General features: G+C 65.8%; 11 protein-coding genes. 6 read left to right on the top strand and 5 right to left on the bottom strand.

Annotated elements, in window-relative coordinates; translation table 11 throughout:
- Window positions 1–54: 54 nt before the first annotated feature.
- From metX to ACCQ07_RS15005, 3 genes are read left to right on the top strand one after another with little or no spacing between them, the layout of a single operon-like run.
- Complete coding sequence (gene metX, locus ACCQ07_RS15015; protein WP_011348198.1) at window positions 55–1,086, top strand: homoserine O-succinyltransferase MetX; 1,032 nt, start codon at window positions 55–57, stop codon at window positions 1,084–1,086.
- On the top strand, window positions 1,083–2,300 hold the full coding sequence (locus ACCQ07_RS15010) for an O-succinylhomoserine (thiol)-lyase (RefSeq protein WP_029819947.1): 1,218 nt from the start codon (window positions 1,083–1,085) through the stop codon (window positions 2,298–2,300). Before metX ends, ACCQ07_RS15010 begins: the two co-directional genes overlap by 4 nt.
- Window positions 2,297–3,385, top strand: a complete 1,089-nt coding sequence (locus ACCQ07_RS15005; protein WP_055026784.1) for a homoserine dehydrogenase family protein — start codon at window positions 2,297–2,299, stop codon at window positions 3,383–3,385. The genes ACCQ07_RS15010 and ACCQ07_RS15005 overlap by 4 nt, the downstream gene beginning before the upstream one ends.
- 323 nt (window positions 3,386–3,708) lie before the next feature.
- Here ACCQ07_RS15005 and ACCQ07_RS15000 read toward each other — a convergent pair whose 3' ends face one another.
- The gene (locus ACCQ07_RS15000) at window positions 3,709–4,716 is read right to left on the bottom strand and encodes an alpha/beta fold hydrolase (protein ID WP_372363422.1); all 1,008 of its coding nucleotides are present in this window, start codon (window positions 4,714–4,716) and stop codon (window positions 3,709–3,711) included.
- Between the two features lie 337 nt (window positions 4,717–5,053).
- Window positions 5,054–6,436 carry an L-serine ammonia-lyase gene (locus tag ACCQ07_RS14995; RefSeq protein ID WP_071118561.1) on the bottom strand — a complete coding sequence of 461 codons (1,383 nt, stop codon included), beginning with the start codon at window positions 6,434–6,436 and terminating at the stop codon, window positions 5,054–5,056.
- 87 nt (window positions 6,437–6,523) lie between these two features.
- On the opposite strand from ACCQ07_RS14995, the gene ACCQ07_RS14990 reads away from it, so the two are divergent.
- Window positions 6,524–6,763, top strand: coding sequence for a glutaredoxin family protein (locus ACCQ07_RS14990; RefSeq protein ID WP_071118562.1), 240 nt, complete (start codon window positions 6,524–6,526; stop codon window positions 6,761–6,763).
- Window positions 6,764–6,909: 146 nt separating this feature from the next.
- Here ACCQ07_RS14990 and ACCQ07_RS14985 read toward each other — a convergent pair whose 3' ends face one another.
- Genes ACCQ07_RS14985 through ACCQ07_RS14975 form a run of 3 tightly spaced genes read right to left on the bottom strand, consistent with a single transcriptional unit; the run spans window position 6,910 to window position 8,711 of the window.
- A complete protein-coding gene (locus ACCQ07_RS14985) occupies window positions 6,910–7,479 on the bottom strand; it encodes a YceI family protein (protein WP_008575303.1) in 570 nt (189 codons plus the stop codon).
- A 9-nt stretch (window positions 7,480–7,488) separates the two neighbouring features.
- Complete coding sequence (locus ACCQ07_RS14980) at window positions 7,489–8,052, bottom strand: cytochrome b (protein WP_008575305.1); 564 nt, start codon at window positions 8,050–8,052, stop codon at window positions 7,489–7,491.
- Complete coding sequence (locus ACCQ07_RS14975; RefSeq protein ID WP_372363421.1) at window positions 8,049–8,711, bottom strand: YceI family protein; 663 nt, start codon at window positions 8,709–8,711, stop codon at window positions 8,049–8,051. The genes ACCQ07_RS14980 and ACCQ07_RS14975 overlap by 4 nt, the downstream gene beginning before the upstream one ends.
- A 96-nt stretch (window positions 8,712–8,807) precedes the next feature.
- Here ACCQ07_RS14975 and ACCQ07_RS14970 point away from each other — a divergent pair, with 96 nt between their 5' ends.
- Entirely contained in the window at window positions 8,808–12,383 is a 3,576-nt protein-coding gene (locus tag ACCQ07_RS14970; RefSeq protein ID WP_372363420.1) for a hybrid sensor histidine kinase/response regulator, read from the top strand.
- A gap of 301 nt (window positions 12,384–12,684) precedes the next feature.
- A complete protein-coding gene (locus ACCQ07_RS14965; protein ID WP_372363419.1) occupies window positions 12,685–16,212 on the top strand; it encodes a sensor histidine kinase in 3,528 nt (1,175 codons plus the stop codon).
- Window positions 16,213–16,380: the final 168 nt, after the last annotated feature.

Here is a 16,380-nt window from a genome sequence, read left to right as displayed (position 1 = left end):
CACGTCGAACGCGAGCTCCGCGAAGCTCGATGGCCGATCCACCTGGATACCGCCATGAGCCTCGTGAACACAGCATCGCCGTCTACCAACGATTTCGTTGACACCCCCGCCAGCAGCGACGACGGCATCACTGCCGTGCGCGGCGAACGCGTCATCGCCCTGCCGATGCGCCATGCCGGCATGCGCGAGCTGCGGCTGCGCTATGAACTGATCGGCGCGGCCAATGCGCCGGTGGTTTTCGTGGCCGGCGGCATTTCCGCGCACCGCCATCTGGCCGCCAGCGACCTGTTCCCCGAAAAGGGCTGGGTGGATGGGCTGGTCGGCGATGGCCGCGCACTGGATCCTGCCGCGCGTCGCCTGCTGGCATTCGACTTTCTCGGTGCCGATGGCAACCTGGACGCGCCGATCGATACCGCCGATCAGGCCGATGCGATTGCCGCCTTGCTGGACGCGCTGGGCATCGGACGCTTGCATGGCTTTGTCGGCTATTCCTACGGTGCGCTGGTGGGATTGCAATTTGCAATTCGCCATGCGGCCCGTGTCGGCACCCTGGTCGCGGTGAGCGGCGCGCACCGCGCGCATCCGTATGCGGCGGCCTGGCGTGCCCTGCAGCGCCGCGCGGTGGCGCTGGGCCAGCTGCAGTGCGCGGAGCAGCATGGCCTGGCGCTGGCGCGTCAGTTCGCCATGCTCAGCTACCGCACGCCGGAAGAATTCAGCGAGCGCTTCGATGCGCCGCCGGAGGTCATCAACGGCCGCGTGCGTGTGGCCGCCGAGGACTATCTGGACGCCGCCGGTGCGCAGTACGTGGCGCGCACGCCGGTGAACGCGTATCTGCGCCTGTCCGAATCGATCGACCTGCATCGCATCGACCCCGCGCAAGTGCGCGTGCCCACCGTGGTGGTGGCGGTGGAGGGCGACCGCCTGGTGCCGCTGGCCGACATGGTCAGCCTGGTCGAAGGCCTCGGCCCGCGCGGCAGCCTGCGCGTGTTGCGCTCGCCGTATGGGCACGACGCCTTCCTGAAAGAAATCGATCGCATCGACGCAATCCTCACTACCGCCCTTCGCAGCACCGGAGAAACCGCATGAGCTTTCGTGACCCCACCGACGCCCCCTGTACTGCTGCCACCGCCGCCGTGCGTGCCGGTATCGATCGCGACACCGCCTACGGGGCAGTGACCCCGCCGATCGTGCTGTCGTCGAATTTCTCGTTCGATGGTTTCGGCAACAAGCGCCAGTACGACTACACCCGCAGCGGCAATCCGACCCGCGACCTGTTAGGCGAAGCGCTGGCCGAACTGGAAGGCGGCGCGGGCGGCGTGATCACCTCCACTGGCATGGGCGCGATCAATCTGGTGCTCAACGCGGTGCTGCAACCCGGCGATACGCTGGTGGTGCCGCATGATGCGTACGGCGGCAGCTGGCGCCTGTTCAATGCGTTGGCCAAGAAAGGCCACTTCGCGCTGATCACCGCGGATCTGACCGATCCGCGTTCGCTGGCCGACGCATTGGCGCAGTCGCCCAAGCTGGTGCTGATCGAAACCCCGTCCAACCCGCTGCTGCGCATCACCGATCTGCGCTTTGTCATCGAAGCTGCAAGGAAGGTCGGCGCATTGACGGTGGTGGACAACACGTTCCTGTCGCCGGCGCTGCAGAAGCCGCTGGATTTCGGTGCCGATCTGGTTCTGCACTCCACCACCAAGTACATCAACGGCCATAGCGATGTGGTGGGCGGTGCGGTGGTGGCACGCGATGCCCAACTGCATCAGCAACTGGTGTGGTGGGCCAATGCGTTGGGCCTGACCGGCTCGCCGTTCGATGCCTTCCTTACCTTGCGCGGTCTGCGCACGCTGGATGCCCGGCTGCGCGTGCATCAGGAAAACGCTGATGCGATCGCTGCGTTGCTGGACGGGCATGCGGCGGTGAATCGGGTGTATTTCCCGGGGCTGGCCTCGCATCCGGGCCATGCACTGGCCGCGCGTCAGCAGAAGGGCTTCGGGGCGATGATGAGTTTCGAACTGGAAGGCGGCGAAGCGGCCGTGCGTGCGTTCGTCGATGGCTTGCGTTACTTCACCCTGGCCGAATCGTTGGGCGGAGTGGAAAGCCTGATCGCGCATCCTGCCTCGATGACGCACGCGGCAATGACCGCCGAAGCGCGTGCGGCAGCCGGTATTTCCGATGGCTTGCTGCGCCTGTCGATCGGGATCGAATCGGCCGACGATCTGCTGATCGATCTGCGCGCCGGCCTGGCCCGTGCCGAAGCGACCCTGACCACCGCCAGCCGCAAACAGGTCGACGCGTGAGCAATGTCCTGCCCGTTTCGCGCCGCGCTCCGGTCGCAGCAGTGACGCCCACACCGCGCCTGGCCTTGCTGGGGACCGGCACCGTGGGGCGCGCGTTCGTGACGCGCTACACCGCGCTGCAGCAGCGCCAACTGCGCTTGCCGCGCTTCGATTGGCTGGCCAATTCGCGTGTTGCGCAGGATTGTGGCGTCAGCGCCGAGCAGGCCCTGCAGCACGCCAATGCGGCGCCGCGCGGGCAAACGCTCTTGCAGCCCTGGGCAGAAACCACCGCACTGCGTGCCGGCGATGTACTGGTGGATGCGACTGCCAGCGATGTCGTGGCCGATTGGCATGTCGAGTGGTTGCAGCGCGGTGTGCATGTGGTCACCGCCAACAAACTGGGCCAGGGCACCGCGTTGTCGCGTGCGCAGGCGCTGCATGCGGCCCGCCATGCCAGCGGCGCGTATTACGGCGACAGCGCCACTGTGGGCGCCGGGCTACCGGTGTTGAGCAGCGTGCGCGCCTTGGTTGCCGGTGGGGATCGCATTCATTCGATCGAAGGCGTGTTGTCCGGATCGTTGGCGTGGCTGTTTCATCGCTACGACGGCAGTGGCGCGTTTTCCGCCTGCGTGCGCGAAGCGATGGCGGCTGGTTATACCGAGCCGGATCCACGCATCGATCTCTCTGGCGAGGATGTGCGGCGCAAGCTGCTGATCCTGGCGCGTGCCGCGGGGTGGCAACTGGAAGCCGAGCAGGTGCATGTGGAATCGCTGGTGCCTGCCGTCATTGCCAAGGCGCCGCTTGCTGAACTGGATGCGCAGTTGGGCGCGCTGGATGCGGTGGTGGGCGCGCGTTGGCAACAGGCGCGTGCGGCAGGGCGTTGCCTGCGCTTTGTCGGCCGTGTGGACGCACACGGTGCAAGCGTGGGATTGCGTGAGCTGGCGCTGGACCACCCCCTGGCCGGCGGTGCCGGGACCGACAACCGCGTGGCGATCAGCAGTGACCGCTATCGCGCGCAGCCGCTGCTGATCCAGGGCCCGGGCGCGGGCGCCGAGGTGACTGCAGCGGCGTTGCTGGATGACGTGCTGCGGATCGTGGCCGGCTGATGGCGCGACCGAGCTGACGCCGGTGCGTTGCCGTGCGCCTTGCGGCGCTGCGGCGCGCGCGCGATATCAACGCGGCGCGTGCCGACACCTTGGAGCCTCGAATGTGCGGGTTGCAGGCGACCGCTCGTTCGATCTGGGCGTGGTCGCAAGATGATCGGATGCCGGAGATGGGTGCGTGATGGATGAAAGTTGGCGCGTGCGTGTTTACAACTAACTGCCGTGCCGGCGCGATCTGCCCATCGGTGCTGGCTGCAGCCGGTTTCGACCGGCGGCGGTGAAGATGCGAGGGCGACCGACCGTTGCCCTCGCATAGACCCACAGCATTACGGCGCGATCGCCTTCAACAGCGCAGCATTGAAGCGGGCCGGGTCCTGCACCTGTGGCGAATGGCCCAGATCGGCGAACTCGATCAGTTTCGCATTCGGAATCGCGGCTGCCGCGCGCTTGCCCAGCTTGGTGTAATCGCCCACGCGTGCCTTGACCTCGGTCGGTGCGGTGTCCTTGCCGATGGCGGTGCGGTCCTTGAGGCCGATGAACAGCGTGGTAGGTACCGCAAGTTTGGGCAGCTCGTAGACCACCGGTTGGTTGAAGACCATGTCGTAGGTCAACGCCTGATTCCACGCCACGGCCTGCTTGCCCTTGCCCAGCGACATACCGGCCTGCATGCGCGCCCAGCGTTCGAATGCCGGCTTCCATTGACCGGCGTAGTACACGTCCATCTGGTACTTCTTGATCCGTTCGAAGCTGGTCTTCAGCTCGTTGTCGTACCACGCATCCACGCTGCGCCAGGGGACGCCTTCGGCCTTCCAGTCTTCCAGCCCGATGGGGTCCACCAGCGCCAGATGCTCGGTGGATTGCGGGTACATCAGCGCATAGCGAATGGCCAGCATGCCGCCCATCGAATGGCCGACCACCACCGCACGTTCGATGCCGAGCGTCTTCAACAACGCATGCGTATTGTCTGCCAGTTGCGCGAACGAAAACTGATAGGCGGCCGGCTTGCTGGACTTGCAGAAACCGATCTGGTCTGGCGCGATGACGCGGTAGCCGGCCTTGCTTAGCGCGGCGATGCTGTCTTCCCAGGTGGCGGCGCAGAAGTTCTTGCCATGCAACAGCACCGCAGTGTGGCCATTGGGTGTGCCGGTTGGCGCAACATCCAGATAGGCCATTTCCAGCGGCTGCTGTTGCGAGGTGAATGCATAAGTCTTGACTGGATGTGGGTAGTCGAAGCCTTCCAGCCGCGCGCCATAACTGGCTTCCTGCGCCAGGAGCGGACTACTGGCCAGGGCGAGCATGAGGGTGCAAACACGCTTTCGCATCGTGATCTCCATCCAAATCCAGGCCCTGACGGTACAGCGGCGAATGTGGTGGGAACGTACAGCCGGGTGACGGTTGTCGGGCGCTGCAGGCGCGTTGCTGACGATGGCTGGCGACCCGGCTCCGATGCGTGCGCCGACCTCTATTGCCCTCATCCACGCTTCGCGCACCTTCTCCCCCGTGCGGGGAGAAGGGCAGCGCGTTCCCCGCGGCTGGTGCGTCCCCTCATCTGCATTTCGCGCATCTTCTTCCTGCGTGCACGAGAACGGCAATGCAAGGGCATGCATCCGTGGAGCGGGTTTTTTCGTCGCTGCGCGCGCTGGGTTGAGCAGCACTCCGCCTACGATTGGCTCAGCATTCGATGACGTTCACCGCCAGCCCGCCGCGGCTGGTTTCCTTGTACTTGTCCTGCATGTCGCGGCCGGTGTCGCGCATGGTCTTGATGACCTTGTCCAGCGAGACCTTGTGCTTGCCGTCGCCACGCATGGCCATGCGGCTGGCGTTGATGGCCTTCACCGCGCCCATGGCGTTGCGTTCGATGCACGGAATCTGTACCAGCCCGCCGATCGGGTCGCAGGTCAGGCCCAGGTTGTGTTCCATGCCGATTTCCGCGGCGTTTTCGATCTGCCCGGGGTTGCCGCCGAGTGCGGCAACCAGGCCGCCGGCGGCCATCGAGCAGGCCACGCCCACTTCGCCCTGGCAGCCGACTTCGGCACCGGAAATCGAGGCGTTTTCCTTGTAGAGAATGCCGATGGCCGCTGCGGTGAGCAGGAAATCGAAGATGCGTTGTTCGGATGCGCCTGCGCAGAAGCGGTCGAAATAATGCAGCACCGCCGGAATGATGCCGGCCGCGCCGTTGGTCGGCGCGGTGACCACGCGGCCGCCGGCGGCGTTTTCTTCGTTGACGGCCAGTGCGTACAGGTTGACCCAATCCAGCGTGGTCAACGGGTCGCGCATGGCCGCCTCCGGCTTGGAGGACAGTTCGCGGTACAGCGCTGGTGCGCGGCGGGAGACATTCAGGCCGCCCGGTAGCGTGCCTTCTTCGCGGATGCCGCGCTTCACGCAGGACTGCATCGCATTCCACAGTTCGCGCAGGCCCGCACGGATCTCCTCTTCGCTGCGCCAGCTCTTTTCGTTCTCGAACATCAGCGCGGCAATGCTCAGGCCGCTGCGCGCGCACTGCGCCAGCAGTTCGTCGCCGCTGAGGAACGGGTAGGGCAGCGGCGTTTCGTCGGCCACGATGCGGTCGTCTGCGGCGTCGTCCTGATTGACCACGAAGCCGCCGCCGACCGAATAGTAATCGCGTGTGGCGATGACGGCTTCATCGGCATCGTAGGCGGTAAAGCGCATGCCGTTGGTGTGGTACGGCAGCTTCTGCCGCTTGTTCATCGGCAGGTCGCGCTTTTCGTCGAAGACGATGGCGTGCTGGCCCATCAAGGTGATGCGCTTGCTGGTACGAATGCGCTCCAGCGTGGCGGGGATGATGTCCGGGTCGATCAGGTTGGGGCGGTGGCCCTCCAGCCCGAGCAGCACCGCCTTGTCGGTGCCATGGCCGCGGCCGGTCAGGGCGAGCGAGCCGAAGACTTCGGCGCGGATGCGCACCACGTCTTGCAGGCGCCCGGCATTGAGCAGCCAGCGATGCACGAAGCGCTCGGCGGCGCGCATCGGCCCCACGGTGTGGGAGGAACTTGGGCCGATACCGATCTTGAACAGGTCGAACGTGCTGACAGCCATGCGTGCCGGAGAGGTGAGCGTAAAGGCGGCTATTCTAGTCGTTCGGCGCTTGCGGCACGGCTGCAGCGCAGCATGAGAGCCCGGCCGATGCCCCTGACCCTGTACCAGCGCGACGATTGCCACCTGTGCGACCAGGCCGTGGAAGTGCTGGCGCAGGCGCGTGCAGGCGATTTCGACAGCGTGTTCATCGACGACGACGCGGCGCTTGAGGTCGTTTACGGCGCGCGCGTGCCGGTGCTGCGCGATGCGCGTGGACGCGAGCTGGATTGGCCGTTCGATCGCGTGCGCTTGCGTACATGGCTGGACGACGACGTCGCCGAGCGGTAGGAGCGGCAAGACAACGCGCCGGCTCCGCAATCTATAGCAGCCGGTGAGCACCGGCTCGCTGTTCCACGCCATGTGGGCACAAAAAAGCGGCGGACCCGACGAGTAGTCCGCCGCTCAGTGGCTGCGTCCGGTTGCAGCCTGTGGCGTTACTTCGCCTTCAACACGACCTTGGTGCTGATCGCGGTTTCGTTGGGAATGGTCTTGGTGTCGGCCCAGTCGCCGCCGCCCACGCCAAAGTCCAGCCGCTTGACGACGGCCTTGCCGGACAGCACCGGCTGCGCGCCGGGCGTCCAGGTAAAGGTCAGCATCACCGGCTTGCTGACACCGCGCAGTTCCAAGGTGCCGTCGGCAGCGTACTGGTTGCCGCCCAGGGCGCGGAACTTGTCGGCGCGGTAGCGCGCAGTGGCGAACTTGGCGACATTGAAGAAATCCGGACCCTGCAGGGTGGAATCGCGATCGTTGTTGCCGCTGACCGCGCTGGCCAGCGGGATACGCACATCGAGCTTGGCCCCGGCAAGATTGGCCGGATCGAAACTCAGCGTGGTGTCGAAGCCGGGGAACTTGCCGGTGAACACTTCACCGTCGTACTTGCTGGCAAATACCAGGCTGGAGCCGGGCGCCTGCACGTAATCGGCGGCCAGCACCGGCGCGGCGGCGAACGTGGCCACCAGCGAGGCCGCGACCAGCATCGGAGAGACAAACAACTTGGACGACATGGGAAATCCTTATGGTTTGGGAGCCAGCCAGCCACGCGGCAACATCCGCGCCAGGGTGGCGTCGCGCTGGAACAGGTGGTGGTAAAACGCAGCGCCGGCATGCGCCAATACCACGGCAATCAGCAACCAGAAACCCCATTCGTGGACGAAGTGCGCAATGGCGCGCAATTGTTCGTCCGGGGGGCTGAGCTTGGGCACATTGAACAGGCCGAACCAGCGAAACGGCCGCAGGCCGCTGGTGGAGTCGTACAACCAGCCCGACAGCGGCATGGCGAAGATCATGGCGTACAGCAGCCAGTGGGTGAACCCGGCGATGCGCTCCTGCCAGCGCGGCGTACCGGCCACCGGCGGCGGTGCGCCGGCGTAGATGCGCCACCCAAGCCGCACGATCACCAAGGCCAGGACAGTCAGCCCCACCGATTTGTGCGCCGTGTACACCCAGAAGTATTTCGGGGTCTTGGGCAGCTCGCCCATGGTCAGGCCGACGATGCCCAGCACCAGGATCAGCAGTGCGATCAACCAGTGCAGGGTCTGGCTCACACCGCCCCAGCGCTCGAGGTTCTTCATGCTCATGTGCCCGATTCCTGGGTGGCGGCGGCGTCCGCAGGCGTGGGTGCGGCTTGCGGCTCGTGGGTCTCCTCGTCGGCGCGCCCTTCGCGCACGGCTTCGGCTTCGATGCGCAACTCCACGCTGTCGCCGATCATCGATTTCCAGGCATCAATCCCGAACTCGGAACGGCTCAGCGTGGCGGTGGCGGAGAAACCGGCCGTACGGCGGAACGGCGGGAGCGGATGGCGCTTGAGCGCGTTGAGGGTGACGTCCAGGGTGACCGGGCGGGTGACCCCGTGCAGGGTCAGGTTACCGCTGACCTTGGCGTGGTTTTCGCCGCTGGCCTCGACGTGCGTGGAGACGAAATGCGCGTCGGGAAAGCGCTCGGCGTCGAGTAGGTTGCGTGCCAGGGTGGCCTGGTTCCACTTGGCATCGCCCAGGTCTGCGCGGTGCAGCGGCACGGTGACATCCAGCCGGGCGGCGGCCCAGTCGTCCGGGTCGAAGACCAAGGTGCCGCTACTTCCGGAAACGGTACCCAATGCCTTGGAAAAGCCGGCATGTTCCACCGCGAACAACACCCGGGTATGCACCGGATCCAGCGCATACCGCACAGGCGCAGCGGTGGCGGCGAGGCTGGTTGCAACCAGGGCAGAGGACACCAATAGGCGGGCGAGGATTGTCATGGGCGGATTCTAGACATATCCCGGCAACGCGCGCTCGGCTTGCGCTCGCAACGATCCGTTGCGAGCATGCCGGCTGGACGAGGAAAGGATTCCCCCATGCGTGTACTCATCGTGGTGCTGGCCGTGCTGTTGGCGATCTGGCCGTGCGCGGCAAAGATTCCGGAAGTGCCACGCTTTCGGATCGTGGGACCCAGCGAAGGATTGCCTTCGACGATGGTGGTTGCCATCAGCCAGGATCGCGCCGGCTATCTATGGCTTGGAACGCTCGACGGTCTGGTGCGGTACGACGGCGCGGGCTTCAGGACCTGGCGGCACGATCCGGCCGACCCCGGGTCGTTGCCCTGCAACGCGGTGCAGGCATTGCATATCGATGCGCTGGACCGGGTCTGGGTGGGCTGCGGCAAGACGCTGAGCGTGCTGGATGCCGGCCGCAGGCGCTTTGTTCACTATCGCGCTGCAGACTATCCATTGCTGAAGGACGGCGAGATCTTCAGCATCGCCGCATTCGATGGCGGCATCTGGGCCGGCACCACCACCGGTGCGCTGGTGCGCATCGGTGCCGACGGAGGAATGTCGTCGGTGAACCTGGGCGGGATCGAAGGCGCGCTGGATCACGCCATGGTCATGAACCTGGCGGTGGACAACCAGCACCGCCTGTGGATCGGCACCAGCAATGGCCTGGCCTATTACGACGGCACGCAACTGCACCGCCAATACGTCGCGGACGAGCCAAACCGGGAAGCGGCCATCTTCGGTTTGCAGTGGGCCGGGGACCGTTTGTGGCTGGGAAGCGAATCGGGATTGCACGTGCTGCGCGCCGACGGTCGCTGGCAGCCGCTTGCCTGGTCAACGATGTTCGGCAACGGTAATGAGTTCTGGGGCGCAGTCGCGACGCCGGATGGCGAATTCTGGCTGGGCAGCGGACGTGGTCTTTGGCGCACGCGCGGAGAGCGTCCACCGGTGCCCGCCCTGAGCGGGGAGGGGCCGCTGTCGCGTCGTAACGTGATCGGCTTGATGGGGGCGGCCGATGGCGGCCTGTGGGTGCCCATGCATGGCACCGGGCTTGGGTATCTGCCAGCCGACTGGAAACGCAGTGCCGTGCTCAAGCCCGCGGTGCCGATGGGCGATGCGATCTATTGCAACCTGGCGCCTGCCAAGCGCTCAGGGGGCTTATGGCAGGTCGATGCGCAGGGGCGTCTGTTGCGCGTGGATCCGAGCACCGGCGATTCGTTCCAGACAGGCCTGCAGTCGCCGCAGCTCAAAGGGATGGAGTTGGTGTCGGCATTGGAAGATCGCCTGCAACGGGTGTGGCTGGGGAATTTGACCTTTGGCCTTTCGCGGATGGACCTGCGTACCGGTGACTTCGTGCACTGGCCGTCCGATGGGCCCGAGCCGTCATCGGCGTTGTCGGCGCCGGAATGGATCATGGAGCATGGCGACACCGTCTGGATGGCCTTCATCGACATGGTGCAGCAGCGCGACCTGCGCACCGGCAAGGTCTTGCAGCGGATGACCCAACAAGACCTGCATGGCCTACGCGCGATCGACATCCAACAACTGGACCAGGGCCCCGACGGACGCGTCTGGGTGGCCGGCGAGGGCGGCATGTTCGCATGGGACGACGCGACAGGCCGCTTCGTGCCGGTGGCAGGGCTTGAGGGGACGCCGATCCAGGCATTCGCCAGCCAGTCTGCGGACACACTTTGGGTATATCGCGCCTCCGGTGCAGAGCAGTGGCAAAAGCGCGCCGCCGGCTGGAAGCGCGTGCGTCAGGTAGGCGAAGCGGATGGACTGAGCGGGTTCGATGCCTCTGCCATGCAGATCGACCCGCGTGGGCGTGTCTGGATTTCCAGTCTGCGCGGGCTTTGGCGGATCGATCCCTCGGTGAATCCGGCACGGGTCCGCAATATCGGCACGCGCGATGGCCTCACCAGTCAGGAGTTCATCCAGCATTGCCTGTTGACTTCGGGCGACACCTTGATCGGGGCAACCAGCGATGGCTCTACCGTGCTGCTGGATACCGCAATGCCGGATGTTGCCCCGTTCGTGCCGGCACTGCAGCTGGAACACGTCAGCGTGCTGCGCAATGGCGCACGCATCGCCTTGCCGATGGACCGCCCGTTCCAGCTGGGCCCGGAGGACCGCCAGCTGCAGATCGTCAGCCGCTTGCTGTCGTACAGCGACCCGCTGTCCAATCGGTATCGCAGCTTCCTGAAAGGCTTCGATACTGACTGGCAGACCATAGGCAACACCGGCATCCGCGAATTCGCCAGCCTGCCTGCCGGCAACTACACGCTTGCGCTGCAGGGCATCGACCCGCTGGGCAATCGCTCGCAGGTACGTTCGCTGCAATTTTCGGTCAGGCCCCCCTGGTGGCGTAGCGAGATCGGGATTGCGGCGATTGGGTTTTCCGGATTGCTGTTGAGCGCCTTGCTGGCCGCCGCTTATCGCCGACGTATCCGCATGCGCGCGCAATGGCAGCTGGCGCAACACAAGCGCGAGTTGGCCGAGCAGGCGTCGCTCGCCAAGACGCGCTTTCTGGCAACGTTGGGTCACGAGGTGCGCACGCCGATGACCGGTGTGCTGGGCATGAGCGAGTTACTGCTGCAGACCCCATTGGATGGCCGTCAGCAAGGCTATGCAAGCGCGATCCAGCTGGCCGGCAAGCACCTGCTGCGTCTGGTCAACGATGCACTGGATCTGGCCCGGATCGAAGCGGGCAAATTGCCGCTGGATTACCGCGATTTCGATCTGCGCCAGTTGGTCGGCCAGGTGGTGGAACTGGTGCGCCCGAGTGCCGAGCAGAAGCAGCTGGCCTTCCAGTGCGAGCTCGACGAGGCATTGCCACCGGCATTGCATGGCGATGCCAGTCGCGTGCAGCAGATCCTGCTGAATCTGCTGTTCAATGCGGTCAAGTTCACCGAGCGCGGTAGCGTGCACCTGCGCCTTACCACGTTGCCGCAGTACACCCGGCAGGGTCTGCGCGTGGAAGTGCGCGACACCGGGCCGGGCATGAGCGCCGAGCAGCGCGGACGGCTGTTCCAGCGGTTTGAACAGGCCGAAGGCGCGCTCACGCTGGCACGGCACGGCGGCAGTGGGCTGGGGCTGGCGATCTGCCGCGAACTTGCCGCGGCAATGGGCGGCGCGGTGACGGTCACCAGTGAATTGGGGCAGGGCGCGTGTTTTGTGGTCGAGCTGCCGTTGCACTGGGTGTCCACCTTGCCTGCGGTCACGCTGCCTGCAGTGCGCGCTCCGTCGCTGCGTGAGCAAGCGCCGTTGCAGCTGCTGCTGGTCGAGGACGATGCGACCGTGGCGCAGGTGATCGTGGGCCTGCTGCAGACGCGTGGGCATCACGTCACGCATGTGCTGCATGGTCTTGCCGCGCTGGCAGAGGTGAGCACGCGCAGTTTCGATGCGGGATTGTGCGATCTGGATCTTCCCGGCCTCGATGGTGCGGCGCTGGTGGCGCAGTTGCGCGCGCGCGGTGTGCGCTTCCCGATCGTGGCCGTGACCGCACGTGCCGACACGGATGCCGAACCGCAGGCGATGGCCGCCGGCTGCAATGGCTTTCTGCGCAAACCGGTCACTGGCGATTTGCTGGCGCAGGCCTTGGCGCGGGTGCTTGCCGATGTCGATGATGGCCAGCGCGATCGCGAGGCCGGCGACGCGTAGGTCCAGGTGCAAGCCAGGCGAGGACGCGACAGCAGCCTCGCGCCGGCGCTGTCTTGGTTCCATGGCAGACAGCAAACCGGCAGTGCGTTCGCCACGACCAGTGCCATGCGCAGCAGATACCTGCTGCACTGGCCGGCCAAGCATTTGGTCGCATGCCGGGTCAGTCGCAGCGGGCAGCAGAACGGCAACTCGGCCAGGGAGCGAGCCAGTTCCTGGGACCAAGAACTGCGGCGTAGCGGGTAAAGTGCAGTCCCAACAAGGAACGCCGGGCGCACACGCGGCGATGGGGACACGGATGACGATGAAGAACGTGCTGATGTCGGTGCTGGCCGTGCTCTTGCTGCTGAGCGGGCTGGATGCGGCGGCGGTGAATCAGATCGAGACCCCGCGCATGCGCCGCTTCGGTAGTGCCGAAGGCCTGCCTTCGCGCATGGTGCTGGCCTTGGCCCAGGATCGGCAAGGCTATGTCTGGGCGGCGACCAGCGATGGCCTTGCGCGCTATGACGGCATCGGTTTGCAGGTATGGCAGCACGATCCGCATGTCGCCAGTTCGATTCCGGGCAACGAAGTGGAAACGCTGTTCGTCGATGATCGCGACCGGATATGGGTTGGCATCAACGGCTCGCCACCGAGCATGCTGGATGCGGCGCGCTCGGCGTTTACGACATTTCCCGACGTTGGCAGCGCATGCGATGGGCAGGTCTGGGCACTGGCCCAGGCACAAGATGCGATCTGGGTAGGAACCAGCAGTGCCGGGCTGTGCCGGCGCGAAGAAAATGGTCGGGTGACGGCGTTCCGTGCCACACCGGATGCGGCGGATGGACTGCCCAGCAACACCATCATGAGCCTGCTGACCGATGCGCGCGGCCGGCTATGGATCGGCACCGACAGCGGGTTGGTGATGCGCGACGGCGAGCGCTTCGTGCGCATCGCGCCAGACCGACTGAGCACGACGGTTTTCAAGCTCAGCAAGGATGCCGACGGTACGGTGTGGGTCGGGACCAGCAATGGCTTGTACAGGGTGACGCCTGCTGGTGCGCTGGAACGCGCGCCCTGGAGCGGGGCCGATGCCCTGCGTGCCGCGACCGTGGTACACGATGTGCACGGTGGCTACTGGATTGGTGCAGCCGACGGATTTTTCCGGGTGGCGCCGGGAGAAACCGCGCTGCGCCTGATGGAAGGCGATCGCGGCAGCGGCTTCCTCACCGCACATAGCGGCGTGCTCGATGTGATGCAGGACCGGCAGGGCGGGCTATGGCTCGGACTGATTTCGCAGGGCGTGGCGTATTTGCCGCCGGACTGGCGGCGGTTCTCCACCATTTTCCAGACCCAGGGCAAGCCGCTGGAGAGCCTGTATCTGGTCAACGCTGCGGCCGATGGCGACAGCTTTCTGGTGACGACCGGCGAAGGCGTCTACCGGCTCGGCAATGACGGTGAGCTGGTGCCGGTCCTGCATAGCGACGCATTGGGCGGCGGCACCGTGCAGTCGGTGCTGCCGGCCGGCGGCGGCAGTTTGTGGATCGCGCTGCGCGATGGCGTGACGCGCTATACCCCGGAGACCGGCCAGCAGCAGAAGCTCGCAATGCAGATCGGTGTTTCCGAAACGCATCGGGTGGAACTGATGACACCCGGCATCGATGGCGAATTCTGGGTTTCGATCGTGGAAGGTGGCGTACAGCGACGTGCCGCGGATGGACGGCTGCTGGCCACGTTCCGCTTCGGCACCGATCTCAGTGAAGTCGGCGGCATGGTGCAGCAACTGACGGTGCGGCCGGATGGCACCGCCTGGGTCGCAGCCGGGGATGGTGTGTGGGTCTGGCAGGGCGAACGCTTTCGCGCAGTGATCAAGGACGCCAATCATGAAGTCTATGCGCTGGCCTTCGTGTCGCCGCGCGAGTTCTGGGTTGGGCGTTCCGGTGCGCTGGAACGCTACGGCTGGGACGGGCGGCAGGCGCGCCTGCTGGAGCGGGTCGGGCACGAACACGGCCTGCCTCCTACCGAGATACGCGGCCTGGCGCTGGGCGGCGACGACACGGTCTGGGCCACCACCTCGCGGGGCCTGTTCGCTTACAAGCGCGGCCAGCCGCAGGTCCGCCGGTTCGGTCCACGCGACGGCCTGCCAGATAGCGAGTTTTCGATGCGTCCGCCGGCGATTGGTCCCAACGGCCAGGTGCTGGCGCTGACGACCAGCGGCATCGTGTTGTTCGATCCGTCGCGGCCATTTGCGCCAGCGCCGCTGGCCCGCTTGGTGATCGAATCGGTGCAGGTGCGGCGCAACGATGCCGAGCGCCCGCAGACGGTTGCCCACAACGCGCCGGTGATCCTGCAGGCGCGCGATCGCGATCTGCGCATCAGCGCACGGCTGTTGTCGTTTGTCGATCCGGCCTCCGCGCATTACCGCTACCGTGTCAATGGCTACGACGAACGCTGGGTGGAGCAGGGTGCCAGCGGCGAGCGCGTGATCTCGCGATTGCCGCCTGGCGACTACCGCATCGAAGTCCAGGCGCGTGCCGGCGATGGCGATTGGGTCGCTGCGCCGGTGTTGCAACTGGAGGTGCGGCCGCCGTGGTGGTTGAGCACGGCCGCGCAATTGGCCGCGGCAGCGCTCTGCATGCTGCTGCTGTACTTAAGTGTTTGGGCCTGGCGAAAGCGCGTGCGGCGGCAGCAGGAGTGGGTGCTGACACAGCAGCGGCAACAGCTGGCCGAGCAGGCATCGATCGCCAAGTCGCATTTCCTGGCGACGCTTGGCCACGAAGTGCGTACACCCATGACCGGCGTGCTGGGCATGAGCGAGTTGCTGCTGGCCACGCCGCTGAATGCCAAGCAGCGCGGGTATGTCGATGCGATCCGCAAGGCCGGCACGCATCTGCTGCGCTTGGTCAACGATGCACTGGATCTGGCACGCATCGAGGCCGGCAAGCTGGAGCTGGTACAGCAGCCCTTCGATCCCGCGCAGCTCACCCAGGAACTGGCCGATTTCATGCATCCCATCGCTGACGCGCGCGGCCTGCGCTTGGAGTACCGCAATCAGCTTCCCCCGCATGTGGTGGTCGTGGGCGATGCAACGCGGGTGCGTCAGATCCTGATCAACCTGCTGGGCAATGCGATCAAGTTTGCCGAACGCGGCGAGGTGTCGCTTACCGTCAGCCAGCACGGCGATGCCCTGCGCTTCAAGGTGCGCGATACGGGTCCTGGCATCGGGTCGGAACAGCAGAAGCGACTGTTCCAGCGCTTCGAACAAGGCGAGGGTGCGCGCACCAGTTCGCGCTACGGCGGCAGCGGGCTTGGGCTGGCGATCTGCCAGGAACTCACCGTGGCGATGAAGGGCCGAATCCGCGTGCGCAGCCGGCTTGGCGTCGGCACCCAGTTCACCGTGGATCTGCCCTTGCCGATCGACCGCTCCGGCACACGTATCGCCACCGGCCAGGTGCAGGCGCCTGCAGGCGAGCCGCTGCGCATCCTGCTGGTGGAAGACGACCCGACCGTGGCGGAGGTAATCAGCGGCTTGTTGACCAATCGAGGTCACCGCGTGGTGCATGCCGCGCATGGGCTGGCTGCATTGTCGGAAACGGTGGATGGCAGGTTCGACATCGCGCTGCTGGATCTGGATCTCCCCGGGCTGGACGGCTTTGCCCTGGCATCGCAGCTGCGCCAACTTGGCCATCGCTTCCCGCTGCTGGCAGTCACGGCACGCGCTGACAGCGCCGCGCAGACCCAGGCCAAGGCCGCAGGTTTCGACGGATTCCTGCGCAAACCGGTCACTGCCGATCTGCTGGTGGAAGCGATTACGGCTGCGCGCGCAGCCGCCGGCATGCAGGCCACTACCTAGCGTGGGTGCACGGCCCCGATGCGTTGACGATGCCGGTGCTCATCGGGCATCGCATCGCGTAAAGACGGCCGTACGATGCCTGCCTGCTGTAAACGATCACCGTTGGCGCGCTTCTGTGTGTTGCCAGCATCAGGCAAGGTCCGCACTATGCGTGCAAAGGACACGCGA

It is taken from the genome of Xanthomonas sp. NCPPB 3583 (genome assembly GCF_041475715.2).
In the GTDB taxonomy this organism is placed as follows: Bacteria; Pseudomonadota; Gammaproteobacteria; order Xanthomonadales; family Xanthomonadaceae; genus Xanthomonas; species Xanthomonas euvesicatoria.
The sequence above is the reverse complement of the archived record's forward strand: the minus strand, read 5'-3'. Positions and strand labels throughout refer to the sequence as shown.

Bases quoted from the DNA above. Each gene is read 5' to 3' on its own strand.
- metX (WP_011348198.1), top strand. From the start codon at position 55: ATGAGCCTCGTGAACACAGCATCGCCGTCTACCAACGATTTCGTTGAC.
- ACCQ07_RS15010 (WP_029819947.1), top strand. From the start codon at position 1,083: ATGAGCTTTCGTGACCCCACCGACGCCCCCTGTACTGCTGCCACCGCC.
- ACCQ07_RS15000 (WP_372363422.1), bottom strand. From the start codon at position 4,716: ATGGAGATCACGATGCGAAAGCGTGTTTGCACCCTCATGCTCGCCCTG.
- ACCQ07_RS14995 (WP_071118561.1), bottom strand. From the start codon at position 6,436: ATGGCTGTCAGCACGTTCGACCTGTTCAAGATCGGTATCGGCCCAAGT.
- ACCQ07_RS14990 (WP_071118562.1), top strand. From the start codon at position 6,524: ATGCCCCTGACCCTGTACCAGCGCGACGATTGCCACCTGTGCGACCAG.
- ACCQ07_RS14985 (WP_008575303.1), bottom strand. From the start codon at position 7,479: ATGTCGTCCAAGTTGTTTGTCTCTCCGATGCTGGTCGCGGCCTCGCTG.
- ACCQ07_RS14980 (WP_008575305.1), bottom strand. From the start codon at position 8,052: ATGAGCATGAAGAACCTCGAGCGCTGGGGCGGTGTGAGCCAGACCCTG.
- ACCQ07_RS14975 (WP_372363421.1), bottom strand. From the start codon at position 8,711: ATGACAATCCTCGCCCGCCTATTGGTGTCCTCTGCCCTGGTTGCAACC.
- ACCQ07_RS14970 (WP_372363420.1), top strand. From the start codon at position 8,808: ATGCGTGTACTCATCGTGGTGCTGGCCGTGCTGTTGGCGATCTGGCCG.
- ACCQ07_RS14965 (WP_372363419.1), top strand. From the start codon at position 12,685: ATGAAGAACGTGCTGATGTCGGTGCTGGCCGTGCTCTTGCTGCTGAGC.